The sequence below is a fragment of the Variovorax frigidus genome (assembly GCF_051216515.1).
GTDB lineage: Bacteria > Pseudomonadota > Gammaproteobacteria > Burkholderiales > Burkholderiaceae_C > Variovorax.
Genome location: NZ_JBPJZF010000002.1, coordinates 294,680 through 316,344, shown reverse-complemented (window position 1 = coordinate 316,344; position 21,665 = coordinate 294,680). Strand labels below are relative to the sequence as shown.

The window sequence follows — 21,665 nt, the reverse complement described above, 5'->3', positions numbered from 1 at the left end:
TCAGTGGAGCGATGGTGTGCCGCGCCGTGCCGGCCAGGTGGCCAGAACGACCCCCGCGAGCGCGGCCGCGAAGGCCAGGATCTGCGCACCGCCGAGCGATTCGCCGAGCACCAGCACGCCGACCAGCGCGGCACTCACGGGCAGCATCACGCTGAACACGCCGGCCTGCGCCGCGGGCACATGCTTCAGCCCGGTCATCCAGAGCCACACGGTCCAGATGCTCGCGGCCAGCGCGTAGAGCACCAGCAGGCCCCAGGTGCCGGTGCCCACGGCCGCGAAGTCGAAGCGCAGCGCGAACCAGATGCCGAAGGGCGTCGACAGCACGAAGCCCCAGAGGTTGATCAGCGAGGAGATGCGCTTGGGTCCGAGGCGGCCGGTCAGCGACTTGCCGATCACCGCATAGGCGGCTTCGCAGAGCACCGCGCAGAAGACCAGCACGTTGCCGAGCCATGGCATGGCGCTTCGCGGTGCGTCGGTGGGCGCACTGGCATGCGCGGGCGACAGGGCCAGCAGGCCGATGCCGACGGCGGCGCAGCCGATCGCCAGGCCGATGCGCCAGCCGATGCGTTCGCGCAGGAAGATCCAGCTCGCCACCGCGACCACCGCCGGGATCGACGCCATGATCACGCCGGCCGAAACCGCGCTGGTCATGCTCACGCCGAACAGCATGCAGACCGAGAACAGGAAGTTGCCGAGGAAGGATTCGAGGAAGACCAGCCCGCGCGTGCGCCGCGTCATCGGCGGCTCGTCGGTCGGCCGTTTGAGCCAGTGCGGCATCGCCAGCGCCGCGATGCCGAAGCGCAGCCAGGCCAGCAACAGCACGGGGAAGGCCGCGACCAGTGGCTTGGACAGGGCCACATAGGTGCCGACGAGCGTCATGCTGAGCGCGAGGCAGCCATAGGCCAGCAGACGGCGCGGGTCGGGGGCGGTGGGGTTCACTGGAGGGCGATCGAATCGATGACGAGATTGAATTCAATGATGCCCCATCGCCCCAGCCGTCCCGCATCGTCCATGTCTTCGTCGACGGCACGCTGCGCCGCGGCGGTTCCAGCCACATCGCGCGCTATCGGCTCGCGCCGCGATTTCATCCGTAGAAACCAATTCCGCCATACGAAATTTCAGCTTGCTGCAGCGCAGTATTTTTTCTCAATATGAGAAAACAAATTCCGTATCGAGAAAAGTAATCGATAAGCTATTGATTTTGTTGAACTAAAAATATGTCTTATATAAGACATAAGACAGAGGTGTCGGGACTACAGTAGACGCCAAGGCCCCGCGCCGAACGATCCACTTTCAACCCACCTCCGGAGTCACTCATGCCCCAGAATTTCACCGAACAGCTCAGCCGTGAACAGCAGATCGCCGCCCTCGAGAAGGACTGGGCGAGCAACCCGCGCTGGAAGGGCGTCAAGCGCGGCTACAGCGCCGCCGACGTGGTGCGCCTGCGTGGCTCGCTGCCCATCGAGCACACGCTGGCCAAGCGCGGTGCCGAGAAGCTCTGGGACAAGATCAACGGCGGCGCCAAGAAGGGCTACGTGAACGCCTTCGGCGCGATCTCCGCCGGCCAGGCCATGCAGCAGGCCAAGGCCGGGCTCGAGGCCGTGTACCTGTCGGGCTGGCAGGTCGCCGCCGACGGCAACACCTCCGAGACGATGTACCCCGACCAGTCGCTGTACGCCTACGACTCGGTGCCGACCATGGTCCGCCGCATCAACAACACCTTCAAGCGCGCCGACGAAATCCAGTGGGGCCGCGGCATCAACCCGGGCGACAAGGAGTTCATCGACTACTTCCTGCCGATCGTGGCCGACGCGGAAGCCGGTTTCGGTGGCGTGCTGAACGCCTTCGAACTGATGAAGAACATGATCGCCTCCGGCGCGGCCGGCGTGCACTTCGAAGACCAGTTGGCGGCCGTGAAGAAGTGCGGCCACATGGGCGGCAAGGTGTTGGTGCCCACGCATGAGGCCTGCGAGAAGCTGATCTCGGCGCGTTTCGCGGCCGACGTGATGGGTGTGCCGACCATCGTGCTGGCCCGCACCGATGCCGAAGCCGCCAACCTGATCACCTCCGACCATGACGCCAACGACAAGCGCTTCCTGACCGGCGAGCGCACGCCGGAAGGCTTCTACCGCGTCAAGAACGGCCTGGAGCAAGCCATCAGCCGCGGCGTCGCCTACGCCCCCTACGCGGACTTGGTGTGGTGCGAAACCGGCGTGCCGGACATCGGCTTCGCCCGCGAATTCGCGCAGGCCGTGCATGCCGCCTGCCCGGGCAAGCTGCTGTCGTACAACTGCTCGCCCTCGTTCAACTGGAAGAAGAATCTCGACGACAAGCAGATCGCTTCGTTCCAGGAAGACCTGTCCGAGCTGGGCTACAAGTACCAGTTCATCACCCTGGCCGGCATCCACATCAACTGGTACAACACCTTCCAGTTCGCCCACGCGTACGCCAACGGCGAAGGCATGAAGCACTACGTGAACATGGTGCAGGAACCCGAATTCGCCGCACGCGACAAGGGCTACACCTTCGTGTCGCACCAGCAGGAAGTGGGCGCGGGTTACTTCGACGACGTGACCACGGTGATCCAGGGCGGCTCGTCCAGCGTGAAGGCGCTGACCGGTTCGACCGAGGAAGAGCAGTTCCACTGATCGGCCCTTGCGCCGCACCAGGAGCCCGGCCCCGTGCCGGGCTTTTTTTGCGCCCGCTGTTAAACTCGGCCCTCTCTGCCCCTCACAAGAACGGGAAAGGCATTCTGGTTATGACACCGCGAACTACGTCCGACGCATTCCACGGCGCTTCCCTCTTCGAAGGAACGCGCCGGTAATCCGCGCACGCTGGTCCGGCCAGCCGTTCAACCAGAGCAAAGCGCGGTCATCACCGCGCTTTTTTGTTTTTCCGCCCAAGGTTTTTCATGATCCAGATCACGCTCCCTGACAACTCGCAGCGCGAGTACCCCGGCCCGGTTTCGGTGGCCGACGTTGCCCGTTCCATCGGCCCCGGCCTGGCGAAGATGACGGTCGCCGGCAAGGTCGACGGCAAGCTGGTCGACGCCAGCGACATCATCGATCACGATGCCAGGCTGCAGATCATCACGCCCAAGGACGACGAGGGGCTGGAGATCATCCGCCACTCGACGGCCCACCTGGTCGGTCACGCGGTCAAGCAGCTCTATCCAACGGCCAAGATGGTCATCGGTCCGGTGATCGACGAGGGCTTCTATTACGACATCTCGTACGAGCGCCCCTTCACGCCCGAGGACGTGGCCGCGATCGAGCAGCGCATGCGCGAGCTGATCGCGCAGGACTACGACGTGGTCAAGAAGGTCACGCCGCGCGCCGAAGTGATCGAGGTCTTCAAGTCGCGCGGCGAGGACTACAAGCTGCGCCTGGTCGAGGACATGCCCGACGAGCAGGCCATGGGCCTGTACTACCACCAGGAATACGTCGACATGTGCCGCGGCCCGCACGTGCCGAACACGCGTTTCCTCAAGGTCTTCAAGCTCACGAAGCTGGCCGGTGCCTACTGGCGCGGCGACGCCAAGAACGAACAGCTGCAGCGCATCTACGGCACGGCCTGGGCCGACAAGAAGCAGCTCGAGCAGTACATCCAGCGCATCGAGGAAGCCGAGAAGCGCGACCACCGCAAGCTGGGCAAGGAACTCGACCTGTTCCACATCGACGAAGTGGCGCCGGGCGTGGTGTTCTGGCACCCCAAGGGCTGGGCCGTGTGGCAGCAGGTCGAGCAGTACATGCGCGCCATCTACCGCGACACGGGCTACTGGGAAGTCAAGGGTCCGCAGATCCTCGACAAGAGCCTGTGGGAGAAGACGGGCCACTGGCAGAACTACCGCGACAACATGTTCACGACGGAGTCGGAGAAGCGCGAGTACGCGCTGAAGCCGATGAACTGCCCGGGCCACGTGCTGATCTTCAAGAGCGACCTGCGCAGCTACCGCGACCTTCCGCTGCGCTATGGCGAGTTCGGCCAGTGCCACCGCAACGAGCCCAGCGGCGCGCTGCACGGCATCATGCGCGTGCGCGGCTTCACGCAGGACGACGGCCACGTCTTCTGCACGGAAGACCAGATCCTCGACGAATGCGTGGCCTACACGGCGCAGCTGCAGAAGGTGTATGCCGACTTCGGCTTCACGGACATCCTCTACAAGGTCGCGACGCGGCCCGACAACCGCGTCGGCTCCGACGAACTGTGGGACAAGGCCGAACACGCGGTCATGGAGGCGCTGCGCCGTTCGGGCGTCGACTTCATCATCTCGCCGGGCGACGGTGCCTTCTACGGCCCGAAGATCGAATACACGCTCAAGGACGCGCTGGGCCGACAGTGGCAGTGCGGCACGATGCAGGTCGACTTCAACACGGCCGAGCGCCTGGGCGGCGAGTACGTGACGGAAACGAGCGGTCGCGCCCACCCCGTGATGCTGCACCGCGCGATCGTCGGCAGCCTCGAGCGCTTCATCGGGATGCTGATCGAACACCATGCCGGCGCACTGCCCGCATGGCTCGCGCCAGTCCAGGTCGCGGTGCTCAATATCAGCGAAGGCCAGGCTGACTACGCGGCATCCGTGGCGAAAACGCTGCAGAATCAAGGGCTTAGAGTTCAGCTCGATCTGCACAACGAGAAGATTACGTATAAAATACGCAAGCATTCGTTGCAAAAGCTTCCCTACATCATTGTCGTAGGCGACAAGGAGAAGGAAGCAGGTGCCGTCGCAGTGCGCGCCCGAGGCAATGTTGACCTCGGTGCCATGTCGGTCGAGGCGTTCTCCCAAAAGATCGCCGACGACATTCAACACAAACGCTGATTTTTAGAAGCAGGCCGGTTGTGGCGCGTGGATGCGAGGGTGTTAGCTACAGTTTTTGTAGCAAATTGTTTGAAGGATTCTGACCATCGCTACTGCATTTCGCGACCGCCGCCACCGCGAGGAACGCCAACACCGCCTGAACCGGGAAATCATGGCCCCGGAAGTCCGCCTTGTGGGCCCGGAAAACGAGCCATTGGGTGTCATGAGTATTTCCGAGGCTCTGCGTCTGGCCGGTGAGGCCGATGTGGATCTGGTGGAGGTTGTCTCCGCGGCCAACCCGCCGGTGTGTCGTCTGATCGAGTACGGTAAGTTCAAGTACCACGAGCAGAAGAAGGCCGCCGAGGCGAAGTCGAAGCAGAAGGTCATCGAGGTCAAGGAAATCAAGTTCCGGCCCGGTACCGACGACGGCGACTACAACATCAAGATGCGCAACATCAAGCGCTTCCTTGAAGACGGCGACAAATGCAAGATCACGCTGCGCTTCCGCGGTCGCGAGATCACGCACCAGGAGCTCGGTCTGGCCTTGCTGCAGCGCATCCGCGACGAGCTGGGCGACACCATCCTGGTCGAGCAGTTCCCCAAGCTGGAAGGCCGCCAGATGATCATGATGATCGCGCCTGGCCGCAAGAAGCCGGGCGTCGCGCCGAAACCGGCCGCAGCAGAAGGTGCTGCACCCGCAACGGCTCCGGCCTGAGCGACGAGAGAAGAAGTTTTTGAAGGGATTTCGCCGGCGCTGCAAAGCGATGGCGAGATAAAGAAGTGTCTCGGGGCCAACAAGTCTGCGGAGTTTCCGTGGCGCCTCACGAGCACAAATTAAAGGAGCATGCACATGCCCAAAATGAAGACCAAGAGCAGCGCGAAAAAACGTTTCCGCGTTCGTCCCGGTGGCACCGTCAAGCGCGGTCAAGCCTTCAAGCGTCACATCCTGACCAAGAAGACCACCAAGAACAAGCGTCACCTCCGTGGTGCAGTCGCAGTGCATGAAACCAACATGGTTTCTGTCGCCGCCATGCTGCCCGGCCGTGGCATTTAATTCAGACGAACAAGGAGTAAATACATGCCTCGCGTCAAACGTGGTGTAACGGCTCGCGCCCGCCACAAAAAAGTTCTCGCACTCGCCAAGGGTTTTCGCGGTCGCCGCGGTAATGTCTTCCGCGTCGCCAAACAGGCGGTGATGAAGGCAGGCCAATACGCCTACCGTGATCGTCGTACCAAGAAGCGTGTTTTCCGTCAGCTGTGGATTGCGCGTATCAACGCCGCCTCGCGTGAACTGGGCCTGACCTACAGCCAGTTCGCCAACGGCATCCGCAAGGCCGGCATCGAGATCGACCGCAAGATGCTTGCGGACATCGCCGTGCATGACAAGGCCGCTTTTGCCGGCATCGTGGAGCAGGTCAAGGCCAAGCTGGCTGCTTGATCCCGCACAGCAGACGGCAGCCCTTTCGGGGGCGTCCGTTTGCGCCCACGGCACAAGGGCTGGCGCTTGAAAGAGCACCAGCCCTTTTTTATTTTTTCCCGAAGAAATCCCATGAACGAGTTGGACTCTCTGGTCGACACCGCCAGTGCCGCCTTCGCCCAGGCGACGGCCCCCGCGGAGCTTGAAAACGCCAAGGCGCTGTTTCTCGGCAAGGCCGGCCGCATCACCGAGCTGATGAAGGGCATGGCCCAACTGCCGGTCGACGAGAAGAAGTCGCGTGGCGCCGCCATCAACGTGGCCAAGCAGGCCATCGAGGCCGCGCTGAACGAACGCCGCCAGCAACTCGCCGACGAGGAGCTCGCGGTGCAACTGCGCGCCGAGGCGCTCGACGTGAGCCTGCCGGGCCGCAAGCACGCGGACGGTGGATTGCATCCCGTGAGCCGCACGCTGGAGCGCATCGAGGCGATCTTCTCCAGCATGGGTTTCGACGTGGCCGACGGCCCCGAGATCGAGAGCGACTGGCACAGCTTCACCTCGCTCAACAACCCGCCGAACCATCCGGCGCGTTCGATGCAGGACACCTTCTATGTCGACATCGACGGCGACGACGGCGTGCCCTACAACCTGCGCCCGCACACCAGCCCGATGCAGGTGCGCTATGCCCACCAGCACATCAAGAAGCACGCGGCCGCCTTCGAGGCCGCTGCAGCAGACACCACCGGCACGCTGAAGGCACCCGAGATCCGCGTGATCGCCCCCGGCCGCACCTACCGTGTGGACAGCGACGCCACGCATTCGCCGATGTTCCACCAGTGCGAAGGCCTGTGGCTGGGCGAGAACGTGAGCTTCAAGGACCTGAAGGTCGTGTTCACCGACTTCTGCCGCACCTTCTTCGAGAGCGACGACCTGGTGCTGCGCTTTCGCCCCAGCTTCTTCCCGTTCACCGAGCCCAGCGCCGAGATCGACATCCAGTTCCAGAGCGGCCCGCTGGCCGGCCGCTGGCTCGAGGTCGCGGGCTCCGGCCAGGTGCACCCCAACGTCGTGCGCAACATGGGGCTGGACCCCGAGCGCTACATCGGCTTCGCCTTCGGCATGGGGCCGGACCGGCTCACGATGCTGCGCTATGGCGTGAGCGACCTTCGCCTTTTCTTCGACGGCGACCTGCGTTTTCTCTCGCAGTTCCAGTGATTCACTGACACGCCCTTTCCACGCCAGAAAAACAGATCGAGATCGAAGAGATGCAATTCCCCGAATCCTGGTTGCGCGAGTTCTGCAACCCGCCGCTGTCCAGCGCTGACCTGGCCGAGACGCTCACCATGGGCGGCTTCGAAGTCGAAGAACGCCGGCCCGTCGCGCCGCCTTTCAGCAAGATCGTCGTCGGCGAGATCAAGGAAGCCGAACAGCACCCCAATGCCGATCGCCTGCGCGTGTGCCAGGTCGACGTGGGACAGGGCGCCTTGCTCAACATCGTCTGCGGCGCGCCCAATGCGCGCGTGGGCATCAAGGTGCCGTGCGCGCTGGTCGGTGCCGAGCTGCCGCCCGGTGAAGACGGCAAGCCGTTCCTGATCAAGCTGGGCAAGCTGCGCGGCGTCGAGAGCCAGGGCATGCTGTGTTCGGCGCGCGAGCTCAAGCTCAGTGAAGACCACGGTGGCCTGCTCGAGCTGGCCGCCGATGCGCCCGTCGGCGCCGACGTGCGCGACGTGCTCAAGCTCGACGATGCGCTGCTCACGCTCAAGCTCACGCCGAACCTGGCGCACGGCCTCAGCGTTTACGGCATCGCGCGCGAACTCTCGGCCCTGACCGGCACGCCGCTGACCACGCCGGCCATCGCGCCGCTCGCCGCGGCCCATGCCGACCGGCTGCCCGTGAAGGTCGAGGCGCCCGAGCTGTGCGGCCGTTTCTCCGGCCGCATCGTGCGCAACGTCGACACCCGGGCTGCCACGCCGGCCTGGCTGGTCGAGCGCCTCGCGCGCTGCGGGCAGCGCAGCGTCTCGCCGCTGGTCGACATCTCGAACTACGTGATGTTCGAGTACGGCCAGCCGTCCCACATCTTCGACCTCGACAAGATCCACGGCGGCCTCACGGTGCGCTGGGGCAAGGCGGGCGAGCAGCTCAAGCTGCTCAACGGCAACACCGTGACCGTCGACGAAAAGGTCGGCGTGATCGCGGACGAGCGCGAAGTCGAATCGCTGGCCGGCATCATGGGCGGCGACGCGACTGCGGTGTCGGACGACACCAAGAACATCTATGTCGAAGCCGCCTTCTGGTGGCCCGAGGCCATCCAGGGCCGCTCGCGCCGCTTCAACTTCTCGACCGATGCGGGACACCGCTTCGAGCGCGGCGTCGACCCGAGCCGCACCATCGAGATCATCGAACGCATCACGCAACTGATCGTCGAGGTCTGCGGCGGCGCTGCCGGCCCGATCGACGACCAGACCCTGCGCCTCCCTGAAGCCAAGCCCGTCACGCTGCGCGTGGCCCGCGCGGCGCGCGTGATCGGCATGCCCGTCACGCAGGCGCAATGCGTCGATGTGCTGAAGCGCCTGGGCCTGCCGATCGAGGAAGGCGAGGGCGTCGTGATCGTCACGCCCGCACCGCACCGCTTCGACCTGCAGATCGAGGAAGACCTGATCGAAGAGGTCGCCCGCCTGATCGGCTACAACAACCTGCCGACCACGCCGCCGCTGGCGCCGATCACGGCTCGCCTGCGCCCCGAAGCGCAGCGCAGCCGCTTCGCGGTGCGCCATCGCGCGGCCGCGCTGGGCTACCAGGAAACCATCAACTTCAGCTTTGTCGAAGCGCACTGGGAAGCCGATCTGGCCGGCAATGCCCATCCGATCAAGCTGCTGAATCCCATCGCCAGCCCGATGAGCGTGATGCGCTCGTCGTTGATCGGCTCGCTGCTGCAGGTGCTGAAGTTCAACCTCGACCGCAAGGCACCGCGCGTGCGCGTGTTCGAAGCCGGCCGCGTGTTCGTGCGCGACGACGCAGTCGAGACCACCGACAGCACCGTCAAGGGCATCCACCAGCCGATGCGCCTTGCAGGCCTGGCCTGGGGCGATGCGGCCGATGCGCGCTGGGACGGCAAGCCGCAGCGGGTCGACTTCTACGACGTCAAGGGCGATGTCGAAGCCCTGCTGGCGCCGCTGGTGCCGACCTTCGAGGCGACCGAGCATCCCGCGCTGCACCCCGGGCGCGCAGCCCGTGTGCTGATCGACGGCAAAGCCATCGGTGTGGTCGGCGAACTGCATCCGCGCTGGCGCCAGAAATGGGACTTCGCGCACGCGCCCGTCGTGTTCGAACTCGACCTCGATGCCGTGACCGCGCGCCCCGTGCCCGTGGCACAGCCGGTGCCCAAGCACCAGGCCGTCGAGCGCGACATCGCGGTCGTCGTGGCCGAGCGCGTCACGCACGATGCGCTGCTGCAAGCCATCGACGGTGCGCCGACCGACGGCCTGCTGCGCGAAGCGGCGCTGTTCGACATCTACCGTCCGCAACCGGGCCGCGATGGCGGATTGGCGGCAGGCGAGAAGAGCATGGCGGTGCGTCTGAGCTTCCACAGCGACAGCGCCACGCTGACCGATGAACAGGTCGACCCGGCCGTGCGTGCGATCCTCGATCGCCTCGCGGAACGGCTCGGCGCACGTCTGCGAGGATGACCCCCATGGATTTCACGCTCGAAGCCCTCGAAACGCCCGCGCTCACCAAGGCGCATCTGGCCGAACTCCTGTTCGAGCAGATCGGCCTGAACAAGCGCGAGTCGAAGGACATGGTCGAGGCCTTCTTCGAGCTCGTGTCGGGCAGTCTGATTGAAGGCACCGACGTCAAGATCTCGGGCTTCGGCAATTTCCAGATCCGCGTGAAGGCGCCGCGGCCCGGGCGCAACCCGCGCACCGGCGAGGCGATCCCCATCGGCGCGCGTCGCGTCGCGACCTTCCATGCCAGCGCCAAGCTCAAGGAACAGATCCAGGGCGGGCTGGTCGGCGAGGCCGCGGAAGATACCGGCGAAACAACGTCTGCCGAAGTCTGGCGTGTCGGTACGGAATAAGTGCTTGGTGGGGCGCGCGTGCCTGGAGTAACCTATGAGGTTTCGCGCGCACGATCTTGATTTCAATGGAGAAAACCCTCCCACCGATTCCTGTCAAACGCTACTTCACGATCGGTGAAGTGGGCGAGCTCTGCGGCGTCAAGCCGCACGTGCTTCGCTACTGGGAGCAGGAATTCACCCAACTGCGGCCGATGAAGCGGCGCGGCAATCGACGTTATTACCAGCACCACGAGGTGCTGATGATCCGGCGCATCCGCGATCTGCTCTACGACCAGGGCTTCACCATCAGTGGTGCCCGCAACAAGCTGCAGGAACTCACACAGTCCGAGCGCGAACGCCGCAAGGCGGGTGGCCTTGCCGAAGAGATTCATCTCGAGGGTGCCGACGCGACGGACATCGATGCGGAAGAGTGGGAGGCGGCGACGCACGCCTCCGCTGCGCCGCTCGCCGTCACCGACCCGGTGCCGTGGCAGCAACTGCGACGCGAGTTGTTCGAAATTCGTGAGCTCCTGACGTCAGGACACTGATCTCGCCGGCTATAATCACAGGCTTCGGTGTGTGGCGCAGCCTGGTAGCGCACTTGCATGGGGTGCAAGGGGTCGAAGGTTCGAATCCTTTCACACCGACCAACATAACGTCCAAGGGCGTCCGGTTTCATCCACCGGACGCCCTTTTTCATTGGAGAAGCGGGTGATTCACAGCCGCTGTTGTCCGAGGCGATCCGTTGACTGCCAGCCCCAGACCGGGGAATATTCCGGGGAACAAACCGGGAGAACAGTCGAAAGCCGTGGGATGTTCCCCGGTTCTCATTCGGAGATCGACGGTTCCTGGTGGGAGTTCCCCATGTTGACCGAGATCCAATGCAGGAACGCCACCTGCCCCCCTGACAAGAAGCGGCTCCGCCTGACGGATGCGGGCGGGCTCTACTTGGAAGTCAGTCCCACAGGCTCCAAACGATGGTTCTGGAAAACCTACGCCGACGGCAAGGAAGGCCGCTTGGCGTTGGGCAGCTATCCTGAGGTGACACTCAAGGCCGTCCGGCTCGCCCGCGATGCCGCCAAGCGAGACCGGGCTGCAGGAATCGATCTGGTGCAGGTGCGCAAGCTTGCCAAACTCAAGAGGGTGGTGGCAGAGGGCGAAACCTTCAAGGCGACGGCGCTGGAGTGGTACGGCCGGAACGAAGCGCGCTGGAGCAGCCACTACGCCATTCGCGAGAAGCGCAACCTCGAAAAAGACCTGTTCCCCTACTTCGCCGAGCGGCGCATCGGCGAAATCGAGGCCGTCGAATTGCTGGCCGCGCTGCGACGCGTGGAGGAGCGCGGTGCGCTGGACGTGGCTAGCCGGGTGTTGCAAACCGCGCGGGCGGTGTGGCGTTATGCACTCTCCACGGCGCGGGCATCACGCGACGTCACCGCCGATCTCAAAGGCGCGCTGACTCCCCACAAAAAACGGCACTTCGCAGCCATTACCGATCCGAGCAAGCTGGGCGAACTGATCCGAGTCATTCGCGTCTACCAAGGCGGCGCTATCGTGCGCGCGGCGCTGCAGCTCGCACCGATGCTGTTCCAGCGGCCCAACGAGCTGCGCGGCGCGTCATGGGCAGAGATTGACCTCCACAACGCGCTGTGGACGGTGCCCGCCGCACGCATGAAGCGGCGGATCGACGGCAAGCAAAACGGCGATCCGCACCTTGTGCCATTGCCCACGCAGGCCGTCGAAATCCTGCGCAGGCTGCATCCCATTACCGGCCATGGCGTGATGGTGTTCCCGGGCGAACGCAGCCACGAGCGTCCAATCAGCGACAACACCCTGCGTGCAGCGCTGTTGACGTTGGGCTACGGTCCGACGGTCCAAACTGTGCACGGCTTCCGAGCCACGGCGCGCACGCTGTTGGCTGAAGTGCTGGAAGTCGACCCACTGGTGATCGAGGCTCAACTTGCCCACGCCGTGAAGGATGCCAACGGCCGAGCCTACAACCGAACGCAATACGTGAAGCAGCGCACAGTCATGATGCAGCGGTGGGCAGACTACCTTGATGGACTGGCCGCCGGCAGCGCGGCGGCACTGTAGGGAGCTACAGTTCCTGCGCCTAGTTCTAAATCGGTGAGAATGGCCGCTCGAACTTCGCGGTCCTTTCCCTCAAAGAGGTCGCTATTGCATCCCGCCGTTGGCGGCCCAAACGCGGTCCTTCGGCGTCCGGAAACGGACGACAGCTTCAGACTGTGAGCAGTCGGTCGCGCATCCGGGTTCGAAAGCCTGCTTCCAGCAATAGGAGACACTCGGACTCACCGACCGAGCCCGACGCGTTTCAGCAAGGGCCGAGCGACGGGAGTGTGCCCATCGCGGCCTTTAAATTCGCAGATTCATGCGTGCGCTCAAAAACAGTTAGCTGACGCAGCCTTTTGAGCCGCTCCGAGGCTGCTCACTAAGACACGGGCCCTTCATCTCTGGCGCTTTCGCGCAATAAAGGGCAACCGCCATGTGGATCACCGCCTTGATGGATCGGCTCCCTGTAAAGCGCCAGCGTCACCGCTTCCGGGCTAGGGCCGCGCCCACGGTCTCGCTTCGCGGGCGCCACCGTCCTTCGTGCAAGCCAGCGCTCGTGCCCCTCGACGGGTGTCACGCCCTTGAGGAAGGCAGCAATGGCGTGCGTCAAAGGCATCGTGGCTCACTCCTCACTGGGTGGCTTGATGCGGCTGTACGTCTTGCCAGCAAGAACGCGTTGGACCTGCTCCACGTTCCTTGCCCCGACCACCTCGGAAATCTGCTGCGCCGTCTGCCCCTTCGCCGCCAAGTCGCGGATTGCCAGCACCTGCCCAGGCGACAGGACGTCCGACCGCCCTCTCAGGACCTTCAGGTAGAAGTCGTCGTCACGCCATAACTCGGCAAGGAAGAGATTGGGCACGCCAGCCCGCACACCCACCCGGCGAGCGAACTCCGCAATGGCCCGGTCACGCTCTTCCAGGCTGACCTCGACCTGGCTGGTGAGCCGGTGCTCATGGAGGAGTCGCAGGCCCTTGACTCCCCCTGGAAGCATGTTGAGGGACTTGCCGGCCTCCATCTGCTCGTCGACCATCTGCTCTTCCCAGGCCATGATGCCCTCGTAGCTGTGGTTCAGGACGACCAGCTCTGAGCCAAGCATGACGTTCGCATCCCCCGTGTACGACCGCCATGCTGCGTGGAAGCGCTTGTTGCTGCCGCCCCGTATCTCAAGCCAGGTGCTCTTCCATCCGCACCAACCAGTTCCGGCTGGTGATGCCCACGTAATACACCTGGTTCAAGATGTCGCCGCTGTGGTCCATGAACGTCAAGCTGTGCGCGTATCCCTGGTGCCCTTCGGAGACATCACCGTAACCCATCATCAAGACCTGGAGCGGGATACTGATGGACCTAGTCAGCCCGGTGGCCTCCTTCACGACGATGTGCAGAACGACCCGCTGCTCGTGCGCGGGGCGCGTGAATTGTGGGTGCTCAAAGTACGCCTTCCACCGCATGTCGGTGTGCTTCGTCGCGGCGTCGTACTTGAAGACGACATCGGCGTCGATGACAGCGAGCTCGCAGAGGTGAAGCTTGCGGGGCTGCTTGTTGTGCTCAAGAAGGCGGCGGGGAATGCTGCCGACTGGCTGTGCATAGTTCTTCTCAGACCGCTTCAGGAAGGCTTCGAGCTGGAAGTACAGCAGTGACACAGGCAAGGAGCCAATTTTTCCGTGCTGGACGTGACCCAGCAGTTGGTGGATGGAGTGGAGGTCAAGATACCGCACGGCAGGCGTGCTCAGCGCCTTTTTCGCGGGTATGGGCTTCTTGGGCGGTGGCAGCTTCATCGTTTCAGTCTTGCTCGCCAGTGACCGTTGTCACGTCCGTCGGAACGACAGCTAATGGCCGAATGTACCCGCGAGGTCAAGCAAGATTGTGTCTGACATGACGCGATGCAGGCCAACACCGACCAATACCAGCCGCTCGAAATCTTCGCCCAGAGGGGAAAACCCGCTCGCCTGCCTCGCCGTCTATAGTCAAAGTGATGCAAGGTGATCCCGTCCCAGGGTGCCGCTATCCACCAAATGTTGGTACGCGCACACCTCAACTTTAAACCACAGAGGAGAGCATGATGGCACTCAAACCTGGACCTAAGCCGATTGCCAAATCAACGGGCAAGCCTGATCAGCGCCGCCGTGATAACAAAACGACGCCAGGAAATAACTCGTCCCTCAGACCGAGTAAATCGAGCACCCCCCCAAGGAGCAAATGACAGGAACTCTCGTCACTTTGCCCTTCTGAGCCAGCAGTCATCGGACGGGGCTGGCGTTGGCGTCGGGCCAACTGCTTACGGCTGCGCCGCGCCTGCTGATTGGCGGGTGCATGGGCCATCCGCTGGTCCTGCAAGAAATTTCGCGCAGCCGGCTCACCGTTCATGCTGTATGGCGCCTGTGGCGGATGCTCCGACCGGCCGCTTCTGGCCGATGCCTGGCCCCTCAGCATTGCAGCCGCCGTGATGCTTTGCGTCCGCAGCAGCCAGCCGATGGAGACTGGTTGCGGTCGTTCGCCTTGGGTTGGCGAAGGGCTGCTCCATGTTGGTTTGACGACCCAAGAATCCGTTTCTTGGAGATGCAAGACAGATCGGAGGACCTTCTCGCAGTCCGACTCGAGACCATTGGTTACGATTGGTCCATACCGGCGTTTTGCGCGCGGCTTTGACAGTCCCGGTTGTAGGGGTCGCAGATCCTGCAAGCTGACATTGGATTCGGGGAGCGACATGGCATCTTCCAAACGAGACTTTGAGCGGTTCGTGGCCTGGTTGCATTCGCCAGCTTCGGAAGCTCCGGCGGACGTAAGGCGCCTGGCCAACATGGCGCTGGCCCACTTCGACGCCCTGGCGCGCACCTCGCGACAGCACAGCCAGCGCTCCACCTACCTGGTGAGCAAGGCGCGCCAAGAGCTGGCCCAGACACCCGACGGCCCGCCACGCATGGAGGCCGTGGCGGCCGACGGCGACTGGCCGTGGAAGCGGCTGCGGGGTATGACCATTGGGCCCTTCCGAGGGTTTCGCAACCCGGAGCCCTTCGACCTGCAAAAGCGGGTGGTCCTTTTCTACGGCCCCAATGGCAGCGGCAAGACGAGCTTCTGCGAAGGCTTGGAGTTCGGCCTGCTGGGCTCGGTCGAGGAGGCCGAGACCAAGCGCATCGACGGGCGCACCTACCTGGCCAACCTGCACGCCAGCCGCTTCGAGGCGCCGGCCCTGCGGGCGACCAATCACCAGAACGCGGAGGTCGCCGTCGTCGCCAACGCCGACACCTTCCGGTTCTGCTTCATCGAGAAAAACCGCATCGACGCGTTCTCGCGGATTGCGGCCAGGCCCCCGGCGCAGCGCACGGAGCTGATCGCCACGCTGTTTGGCATGGAGAAGTTCAACGAGTTCGTCGGCCACTTCAACGAGTCCATTGACGCGCAGCTGGTGACGATGGCCACCAAGCAGCTCGCGCTCAACAGCAAGCGCAACGCCCTGGCCAACGATCAGGCCACAGTCAACGGCGAGGCCCAAGCCCTGCGGGGCTTGGCGGCCGAAGAGGCCGCGATGGCCGCCGCGCATCAGGACGGCATGGCCTACGACGGGCTCAAACCGTTTATCGGTACGGCCGCGGCACCGGGGCGCATGCAAGAGCTCGACGGCATTCTTGGCGCGCTGCCGCCGGCGGCCATCGGTGTGGCGCGCGATGGCCTGCTGGACGCCTTCGAAGCGCCGCGCGCGGCCCAGGAAGAGCTCGCCGGCATCGCCGCCAAGCTCGAGGCGCGCAGCAGCCAGGTCTCCTTCAAAAACCTCTACACCGCCGTCCTCGCGCTGCAAGCCACCCACGGCGACCATTGTCCGGCTTGCGACACGCCGCTTGCTGATGCCAAGGCCAACCCTTTTGAGAAGGCCACGGCGGGCCTGGTCGACTTGAAGGAGCTCGGCGAGCTGCAAGAGCAGCGCGCTACCGCGCAGCGCAAGGTCGGCACGGCATCGCGCGAGCTGCGCCGCCAGCTTGGCTGGCTGTCCGCTTACCTGGCGGCGCATGAGAAGCAAGCGTCGCCCGCGGGCCGGTTCCTCGCAGGGCTTGCGGCCGAGCCGCCTGGCGAATGGTGGTCGACGGTCTACCCAGCCAAGGAGCCGCAAGAGGGTGAACAGGCCGAGGCCGTAACGCTCGAGGCGATCCTGGTGGTGGCCGACCGCATCGCGGCCCAGGACGCCGCCTCGGAGCGAGCCCGCCAGCAGCGGCAACAGCACGCCAACGAGCGCGCAGCTCTCGTCACCCTGCAACTGGCGGTCCAAGCCCAGGACTTGAAGCGCAAGCAGCTCATGGACGGCGTCGCCGCTGCGAGGGCCAGGATCGCGGCGTTCGACGTGGACAACGCCCAACTCATCGCCGATGTGGCTCAAGAAGCGGTCGACATCGCGCGGGACGCCCCCATCAAGGCTGCCTACGACCGATTCCTGGGGCTGCTGCGCGACTACCGCAACCATCTTCCCAGCATGCTGATGGCGGGTCTCAACGACACGGCCATGAACCTCTACAACGAGTTCAACCGCAACGACCTCGATCCCGACAAGCTCGCCGCCCTCCACTTGCCCCTCAACGGCGAGCAGAAGATCGAGATCGCGTTCCGGGGCAATCCCGGCGTGCGGGTGGACGCCCTGCGCATCCTCAGCGAAGGCCACATCCGCTGCCTGGGCCTGGCGATCCTGCTGGCCAAAGCCAAGAGCATCCAAAGCCCCCTGGTCGTGTTCGACGACGCCATCAACGCCATCGACCACGACCACCGCGGCGGCATCCGCGAGACGATCTTCGAGAGCGACCATTTCGCCGACACTCAACTCATCGTTACCTGCCACAGCAACGAGTTCATCAAGGACATCCAGCAGCACTTGGCCGCGGCGCACCGCGAAGACTGCAAGGTCTATCTGTTCCGCCACCACGCAGGCGACTACCAGCCGCGCGTGTCGAGCAATGTCTCGATCAGGAACTACGTGGCCAAGGCCCGCGCGTCAAAGGACAGCCTGGACCACCGCGATGCCCTCGCTTCCTGCCGTCAAGGCCTTGAGATGCTGTCGGAGAAGGTGTGGCGTTGGCTCGGCAGCCACGAGCTGGGCGTGCTGAACCTTCAACTCGCTGGCGTCGGCGCCGAGCCGGGCCTGCGCAACCTGTGCGAAGCCCTGCGCAAGCGGCTCGACGACGCGGCGCACTTCAACCACGCCAACAGGCCCGCGCTCTTGACCGCATACGGTCGAATCCTGGGCATCCCGGTGGCGAATTTGGTGTGGATCTACCTGAACAAGGGCACGCACGAAGAGGCAAACCGAGATGACTTCGATGCGGATTTGGTGGAGTCCGTGGTTCGGACGCTCGAAGAAGTCGACGCCCTGGACCTTCGTCCCGGTCGATGAAGCTTCATCACAACGCCGCCTGCGGTTCGTCGCCTATAGACCGCTTTGGACTTGAAAGCGGCCTGTCTCTCGCGGCCCATCGACTGACTGCAACCGCTGCAGAGCAGCCATGTGGGATTCGTCCATTGACTTTGCCTTGGCGCTTGCCGATGAGTCCAAGTAGGATGCACAAGCACCCGAGCCCATGCAGAATGCAATGGCGATTCGATGATCGGTCCGCCTTAGCGTAAACCTCTGCCGAGACGATCTGAGATCCACCCCTGAATAGCGATCTCCGACCATGTCGCTGCACGCGGTCCGACCTTGACGGATCGTGGAAAGATTCCGCGTTGCATCTGCTCATAGATTGCCGAGCGACGGAGGCCAGTCAGTCGCTCGACTTCGGGCAGTCGCAGAAGTCTGTCAGGTGTGCGCTTCATAGCGATCAGCGCCATTGACGGTTTCGAGTCAAGATCCAAGAGCGCGAGGGCTTCTCGAAGCAGCTGGGTGGCCTGCTCGGTTCTAGCGACCGTCTGATCAGAAGTGACCTGTTCGGCCGTCCTGCGCGAGGTGTTCGTTATGGAGGCTGGCATAGGGCATTCCTTTCAACTGTCGCGTTGGCATTCGTCACCGGTTGCGGGATGTCCATAGATTGCCGGGGATGTCCGCCGCCCCCAACCTGACGCGGCAAAGCGAGGAGTAGGGGAGGGAGGCGGCGCGGGGTATCAACTCAAACGAGTGGCCCTATGGCGTGCTTGGTCTTCATTGCCTTGAAGCCGCGATCACGCGTGATGAACGCCGTTAGCATGTGCGGTACCAGTGCCACGGCATCGACTGGCACTTGATGCAGCCGGGCATGCACCTCCGCATACGCATCGAGCTGTGCTTTCAGGTCGGCCGACAACGTGATCGTCAACTTCACCGACGACGCTGCAGGCAGCGGCCCGAGGCTCAACCTGTTCGCGTCCTTGCTCATTGCGAACTCCCGCAAGCGAAGAAAAGAGGCTGATACGGTCGAAGGACCAAGTCCTTGCTCACCATCACCCGCATCGGAAATCCCGGTCGGATGGTCAACGTCGGCTGAATACTCGCATTGCGCTTCGTGATCTCCTGCCCGACCTGGTTGATCGAGTCCTGCGCGCCTTCGCGCATGGCGATCACCGTCCGGTTGCCGTTCTGGTTCGTACGACTCTCCGGCGCTGCTAGCTCTGCCCCCACGCCCAACAGCGTGGACAGCGCCGCGCCGGCCAGGATGCGGTCCCAGTGCCAGTCGACACCATCCTCGAGCCCGGCATAGCCCGCTGGATCGATTCCCGGCAAGCGGTCCAACGCCACCGACGACGTGTCTGGCAGGATCAGCCGTGTCCACACCAGCAGCACCCGCCTTTGGCCAAAGGAAACCTGGCTGTCGTAGCGCCCAATCAGCCGCGAGCCCTGCGGGACCAATAGTTGCCGACCCGTGGCAGTGTCGTAGACCGCCTCGGTCACGTTGGCGATCACCTGCCCCGGCAGATCCGAACTGATCCCAGTCAAGAGCGCTGCAGAAATCACCGTGCCCGCCATCACCTGGTACGGCGATGTGGGCAGTTGCAGGCTCCCGGGATTGCGCGTGGCCCCGTCTCCCGCTTTCGTCAAGAACGCCTCTTTCGAATCCTGCCGGTTCTGCGCGCCCGTCGGATCGGACGGCACCGCAGGCAGCGTGTTTCCGGCCGTTGCATTGAACGGATTCTGGGTCGGAACGGCAATGCCTGCATTCGAATTGGCTGCTGGAGTCGTAGGGGAAACTGCGGCCATCGGCCTGCCGCTACCGCCGCTGCTCCCGGATCCCCGGAAGAACACCGAAGATCGCGCGGCCTCTTCGGCCGTGAGTTGCGCCGGATCGGTGCCATGCGAGGCCATTCGCTGCTCCATCGGCTGCTGCGACTGCACGATGGCCGGCCCGAGATCCCCCGGCAACGGCTCGCCCAACACAGGCGGTGCAGCCTTCGGCGCCGGCGGAAGCCCAGCATAGTCCTTCGGTAGCCGGTCCAGGCTCTCCGACTTCGCAATGCGATCGACGTTGAACAACTCGGCTGCAGGAGTTCGCGAGCGCTGCTGTGATTGCAGCGACCACAACGTGCCGCCCAGCACCGCCGCAGCCAGCGTGCCAGCTCCGACTGCCAGCACACGGCGGTTTAAGCGAACGACTGGGCGCGGCTGCGCGCGCAGCGCCAGCGTCTCCGGGCTGGCCTTGGCCGAAACAGCAGGATTGGCGTCCTTCATGACCCGCTCCGCGCGGCACCATCCGTGCGCTCGATCCGCACGACCTCCGCCTTGCTGCCCTTGAACCCGCCCAGCCTCAGTTCCGCCGCGCCAAAAAGCCGATCGACGATGTAGTACGGCGAACGAAACCGGTAGTTCACGAGCTGCCCGTCCCCCTGCGGCCCGATCACGAACAGCGGGGGCAATTCGCCCTGTGCGATACCACCGGGGAATTGGATGTAGACCCGCTGCCCGTCGTCGAACGCACGCAGCGGCTTCCACGACGGACCGTCGCCCGTAATTGCATAGCGGAACTTGAGTTGCTCCAGCGACAGGCCCGAGTCCACCGGCATGGCCGCTTGGGCTTCGCGCGCCTGCTTCTGTAGCGCAAACATCCGATCCTTCGGGTAGTCCCACGACACCGAAGCCATCCAGGCCTGCGGCGTCGAGGACAGCTCCAGCAGGTAAGTGCGCCGGTTCGTGGTGACGACGAGATTCGTCTTCAGCCCCACGCGGGTTGGCTTCACCAGGACGTTGACGCGCAGGGTAGTGCCCGCGCCACTGGCGGTATCCCCCACGATCCAGCGCACCGTGTCGCCGGCGGAGACCGTCACCAGTTCCTCACCCTCCTGCAGCGCGATCACGGTGACACGACCCGGGCTGGTGTAGACCTGATACAGCGCTCCGTCCGCATACGGCCAGACCTGGATCGCGTTCACATAGCCCTCGCGCGTCGGCGCGATGCGCGCTTCTTCGTTTGCACGAGAGACACGCACCTTGTCGTCGGCCGGCTCCGGCACCAGCTTCGATTCGGTCTCGGCCGGCAGCGCCTTCATCTGCCCGGGCAACGGCAGTGGCTCCAGAACAGCCACTACCTCGATGGGCTTCGCAGGCTCGGGCAAAACCTTCGCAGCGACGGCCACGGGCTCGTCGAGTGAGATCACCGGTGGCGGCTTGCCCTGCGTGGCGCAGCCGGCGGCAGACGCCAGCGTGGCCAGCAGGATCAGCGGCGATACGGTTCTACGGAAATGTGTCTTCACGGTTTTGCTCCTTGCGTTGCTTCGAGTTCACGGCTCCAGGACAGGCCGTTGACGTAGATGCCCAGTGGGTTCTTGCGCAGCCGCTCTTCGGTGCGCGGCGGCTGCAGCACGACGGAGAGCACGGCCGTCCAGCGCTCGGTGCCCGAAGGCGACCCATTCGTGTAGCTGCGCTCGATCCAGCGCACCTGAAACGAAGCATCGCTGGCACGGACCACGCTGGTCACTTCCACCGCCACCGAGCTTTGCCCGATGCGGGAGAACGGATCATTGGTGCGCGCGTAATCGTTCAGCGTCGCGGCACCGCGGTCGGTCGTGTAGTCATAGGCTTCAAGCCAGTTGCGCCGCACCACGATCGGGTCAATGGAGAGCGACCGGACGTCGCTGATGAAGCGCGCCAGGTGGAACGCGATTTGCGCATCGGCCGGCTTGTACGGCGCGGCCGCTTCGCCGATGGCGCGCACCTGCCCTGCGTTGTCCACCTCGATGACATAGGGGGTGACGATGGACTGCGCCGAGCGCCAGACCAGGCCGCCGGCCATCAACAGTGCCAGCGACAGACTGCCGAAGGCCATCAAGCGCCAGTTCTTCGCCTGCACGCGGCTGTCGCCGATGCGCTGGTCCCAGACCTGCGCGGCGGCTTGATAGGGGGTGACGGGCTCGGGCGTGTCCGAGTACCGCACCTGGGGTCGTTTGAAACGCACAGG

20 protein-coding genes and 1 tRNA gene are annotated in these 21,665 nt (G+C 64.2%); 12 read left to right on the top strand and 9 right to left on the bottom strand.

Annotated elements, in window-relative coordinates; genetic code table 11:
- Together ACSFBC_RS06745 and ACSFBC_RS06740 are read right to left on the bottom strand one after the other, a co-directional pair.
- Complete coding sequence (locus ACSFBC_RS06745) at positions 1 to 939, bottom strand: DMT family transporter (protein WP_435509540.1); 939 nt, start codon at positions 937 to 939, stop codon at positions 1 to 3.
- Positions 936 to 1,088 carry a hypothetical protein gene (locus ACSFBC_RS06740; RefSeq protein ID WP_435509539.1) on the bottom strand — a complete coding sequence of 51 codons (153 nt, stop codon included), beginning with the start codon at positions 1,086 to 1,088 and terminating at the stop codon, positions 936 to 938. Before ACSFBC_RS06740 ends, ACSFBC_RS06745 begins: the two co-directional genes overlap by 4 nt.
- A 228-nt stretch (positions 1,089 to 1,316) precedes the next feature.
- On the opposite strand from ACSFBC_RS06740, the gene aceA reads away from it, so the two are divergent.
- The 11 genes from aceA to ACSFBC_RS06685 all read left to right on the top strand — a co-directional run bounded on the left by aceA (position 1,317) and on the right by ACSFBC_RS06685 (position 12,354).
- Positions 1,317 to 2,648: an isocitrate lyase gene (aceA, locus tag ACSFBC_RS06735; protein WP_219219328.1), complete on the top strand. Its 1,332-nt coding sequence runs from the start codon at positions 1,317 to 1,319 to the stop codon at positions 2,646 to 2,648.
- A 263-nt stretch (positions 2,649 to 2,911) separates the two neighbouring features.
- Complete coding sequence (gene thrS, locus ACSFBC_RS06730) at positions 2,912 to 4,819, top strand: threonine--tRNA ligase (protein WP_435509538.1); 1,908 nt, start codon at positions 2,912 to 2,914, stop codon at positions 4,817 to 4,819.
- Positions 4,820 to 4,895: 76 nt separating this feature from the next.
- Positions 4,896 to 5,513, top strand: coding sequence for a translation initiation factor IF-3 (gene infC / locus ACSFBC_RS06725; protein ID WP_435510040.1), 618 nt, complete (start codon positions 4,896 to 4,898; stop codon positions 5,511 to 5,513).
- Between the two features lie 135 nt (positions 5,514 to 5,648).
- On the top strand, positions 5,649 to 5,852 hold the full coding sequence (gene rpmI, locus ACSFBC_RS06720; protein WP_007832497.1) for a 50S ribosomal protein L35: 204 nt from the start codon (positions 5,649 to 5,651) through the stop codon (positions 5,850 to 5,852).
- A 24-nt stretch (positions 5,853 to 5,876) separates the two neighbouring features.
- A complete protein-coding gene (rplT, locus tag ACSFBC_RS06715; protein WP_007832499.1) occupies positions 5,877 to 6,236 on the top strand; it encodes a 50S ribosomal protein L20 in 360 nt (119 codons plus the stop codon).
- A gap of 111 nt (positions 6,237 to 6,347) precedes the next feature.
- Complete coding sequence (gene pheS, locus ACSFBC_RS06710) at positions 6,348 to 7,424, top strand: phenylalanine--tRNA ligase subunit alpha (RefSeq protein WP_435509537.1); 1,077 nt, start codon at positions 6,348 to 6,350, stop codon at positions 7,422 to 7,424.
- A gap of 50 nt (positions 7,425 to 7,474) precedes the next feature.
- Entirely contained in the window at positions 7,475 to 9,895 is a 2,421-nt protein-coding gene (gene pheT / locus ACSFBC_RS06705) for a phenylalanine--tRNA ligase subunit beta (RefSeq protein ID WP_435509536.1), read from the top strand.
- Positions 9,892 to 10,284, top strand: coding sequence for an integration host factor subunit alpha (locus ACSFBC_RS06700; RefSeq protein WP_435509535.1), 393 nt, complete (start codon positions 9,892 to 9,894; stop codon positions 10,282 to 10,284). Before pheT ends, ACSFBC_RS06700 begins: the two co-directional genes overlap by 4 nt.
- 65 nt (positions 10,285 to 10,349) lie before the next feature.
- Positions 10,350 to 10,811, top strand: a complete 462-nt coding sequence (locus ACSFBC_RS06695; protein WP_435509534.1) for a MerR family transcriptional regulator — start codon at positions 10,350 to 10,352, stop codon at positions 10,809 to 10,811.
- Positions 10,812 to 10,836: 25 nt separating this feature from the next.
- Positions 10,837 to 10,913: transfer RNA gene (locus ACSFBC_RS06690), tRNA-Pro, on the top strand.
- A 214-nt stretch (positions 10,914 to 11,127) separates the two neighbouring features.
- Positions 11,128 to 12,354: a tyrosine-type recombinase/integrase gene (locus tag ACSFBC_RS06685; RefSeq protein WP_435509533.1), complete on the top strand. Its 1,227-nt coding sequence runs from the start codon at positions 11,128 to 11,130 to the stop codon at positions 12,352 to 12,354.
- 598 nt (positions 12,355 to 12,952) lie between these two features.
- Here the strand turns inward: ACSFBC_RS06685 and ACSFBC_RS06680 are convergent.
- Together ACSFBC_RS06680 and ACSFBC_RS06675 are read right to left on the bottom strand one after the other, a co-directional pair.
- Entirely contained in the window at positions 12,953 to 13,426 is a 474-nt protein-coding gene (locus ACSFBC_RS06680; protein ID WP_435509532.1) for a hypothetical protein, read from the bottom strand.
- A gap of 67 nt (positions 13,427 to 13,493) precedes the next feature.
- Positions 13,494 to 14,105, bottom strand: coding sequence for a hypothetical protein (locus tag ACSFBC_RS06675; protein WP_435509531.1), 612 nt, complete (start codon positions 14,103 to 14,105; stop codon positions 13,494 to 13,496).
- Between the two features lie 1,022 nt (positions 14,106 to 15,127).
- On the opposite strand from ACSFBC_RS06675, the gene ACSFBC_RS06670 reads away from it, so the two are divergent.
- Positions 15,128 to 17,701: an AAA family ATPase gene (locus ACSFBC_RS06670; RefSeq protein WP_435509530.1), complete on the top strand. Its 2,574-nt coding sequence runs from the start codon at positions 15,128 to 15,130 to the stop codon at positions 17,699 to 17,701.
- Between the two features lie 221 nt (positions 17,702 to 17,922).
- Here ACSFBC_RS06670 and ACSFBC_RS06665 read toward each other — a convergent pair whose 3' ends face one another.
- The 5 genes from ACSFBC_RS06665 to trbF form a co-directional block, all read right to left on the bottom strand.
- Entirely contained in the window at positions 17,923 to 18,120 is a 198-nt protein-coding gene (locus ACSFBC_RS06665; RefSeq protein WP_435510039.1) for a helix-turn-helix transcriptional regulator, read from the bottom strand.
- 290 nt (positions 18,121 to 18,410) lie between these two features.
- The gene (locus ACSFBC_RS06660; RefSeq protein ID WP_435509529.1) at positions 18,411 to 18,656 is read right to left on the bottom strand and encodes a DUF2274 domain-containing protein; all 246 of its coding nucleotides are present in this window, start codon (positions 18,654 to 18,656) and stop codon (positions 18,411 to 18,413) included.
- Positions 18,653 to 19,942 (bottom strand): TraB/TrbI/VirB10 family type IV secretion system protein, encoded by a 1,290-nt coding sequence (locus tag ACSFBC_RS06655; protein ID WP_435509528.1) that lies wholly within the window; start codon positions 19,940 to 19,942, stop codon positions 18,653 to 18,655. Before ACSFBC_RS06655 ends, ACSFBC_RS06660 begins: the two co-directional genes overlap by 4 nt.
- Positions 19,939 to 20,961 carry a P-type conjugative transfer protein TrbG gene (gene trbG, locus ACSFBC_RS06650; protein ID WP_435509527.1) on the bottom strand — a complete coding sequence of 341 codons (1,023 nt, stop codon included), beginning with the start codon at positions 20,959 to 20,961 and terminating at the stop codon, positions 19,939 to 19,941. Before trbG ends, ACSFBC_RS06655 begins: the two co-directional genes overlap by 4 nt.
- The gene (gene trbF / locus ACSFBC_RS06645; protein WP_435509526.1) at positions 20,958 to 21,662 is read right to left on the bottom strand and encodes a conjugal transfer protein TrbF; all 705 of its coding nucleotides are present in this window, start codon (positions 21,660 to 21,662) and stop codon (positions 20,958 to 20,960) included. The genes trbG and trbF overlap by 4 nt, the downstream gene beginning before the upstream one ends.
- Positions 21,663 to 21,665: the final 3 nt, after the last annotated feature.

Bases quoted from the DNA above. Each gene is read 5' to 3' on its own strand.
- ACSFBC_RS06740 (WP_435509539.1), bottom strand. From the start codon at position 1,088: ATGAAATCGCGGCGCGAGCCGATAGCGCGCGATGTGGCTGGAACCGCC.
- aceA (WP_219219328.1), top strand. From the start codon at position 1,317: ATGCCCCAGAATTTCACCGAACAGCTCAGCCGTGAACAGCAGATCGCC.
- thrS (WP_435509538.1), top strand. From the start codon at position 2,912: ATGATCCAGATCACGCTCCCTGACAACTCGCAGCGCGAGTACCCCGGC.
- rpmI (WP_007832497.1), top strand. From the start codon at position 5,649: ATGCCCAAAATGAAGACCAAGAGCAGCGCGAAAAAACGTTTCCGCGTT.
- rplT (WP_007832499.1), top strand. From the start codon at position 5,877: ATGCCTCGCGTCAAACGTGGTGTAACGGCTCGCGCCCGCCACAAAAAA.
- pheS (WP_435509537.1), top strand. From the start codon at position 6,348: ATGAACGAGTTGGACTCTCTGGTCGACACCGCCAGTGCCGCCTTCGCC.
- pheT (WP_435509536.1), top strand. From the start codon at position 7,475: ATGCAATTCCCCGAATCCTGGTTGCGCGAGTTCTGCAACCCGCCGCTG.
- ACSFBC_RS06700 (WP_435509535.1), top strand. From the start codon at position 9,892: ATGACCCCCATGGATTTCACGCTCGAAGCCCTCGAAACGCCCGCGCTC.
- ACSFBC_RS06695 (WP_435509534.1), top strand. From the start codon at position 10,350: ATGGAGAAAACCCTCCCACCGATTCCTGTCAAACGCTACTTCACGATC.
- ACSFBC_RS06685 (WP_435509533.1), top strand. From the start codon at position 11,128: ATGTTGACCGAGATCCAATGCAGGAACGCCACCTGCCCCCCTGACAAG.
- ACSFBC_RS06680 (WP_435509532.1), bottom strand. From the start codon at position 13,426: ATGCTTGGCTCAGAGCTGGTCGTCCTGAACCACAGCTACGAGGGCATC.
- ACSFBC_RS06675 (WP_435509531.1), bottom strand. From the start codon at position 14,105: ATGAAGCTGCCACCGCCCAAGAAGCCCATACCCGCGAAAAAGGCGCTG.
- ACSFBC_RS06670 (WP_435509530.1), top strand. From the start codon at position 15,128: ATGGCGCTGGCCCACTTCGACGCCCTGGCGCGCACCTCGCGACAGCAC.
- ACSFBC_RS06665 (WP_435510039.1), bottom strand. From the start codon at position 18,120: ATGAAGCGCACACCTGACAGACTTCTGCGACTGCCCGAAGTCGAGCGA.
- ACSFBC_RS06660 (WP_435509529.1), bottom strand. From the start codon at position 18,656: ATGAGCAAGGACGCGAACAGGTTGAGCCTCGGGCCGCTGCCTGCAGCG.
- ACSFBC_RS06655 (WP_435509528.1), bottom strand. From the start codon at position 19,942: ATGAAGGACGCCAATCCTGCTGTTTCGGCCAAGGCCAGCCCGGAGACG.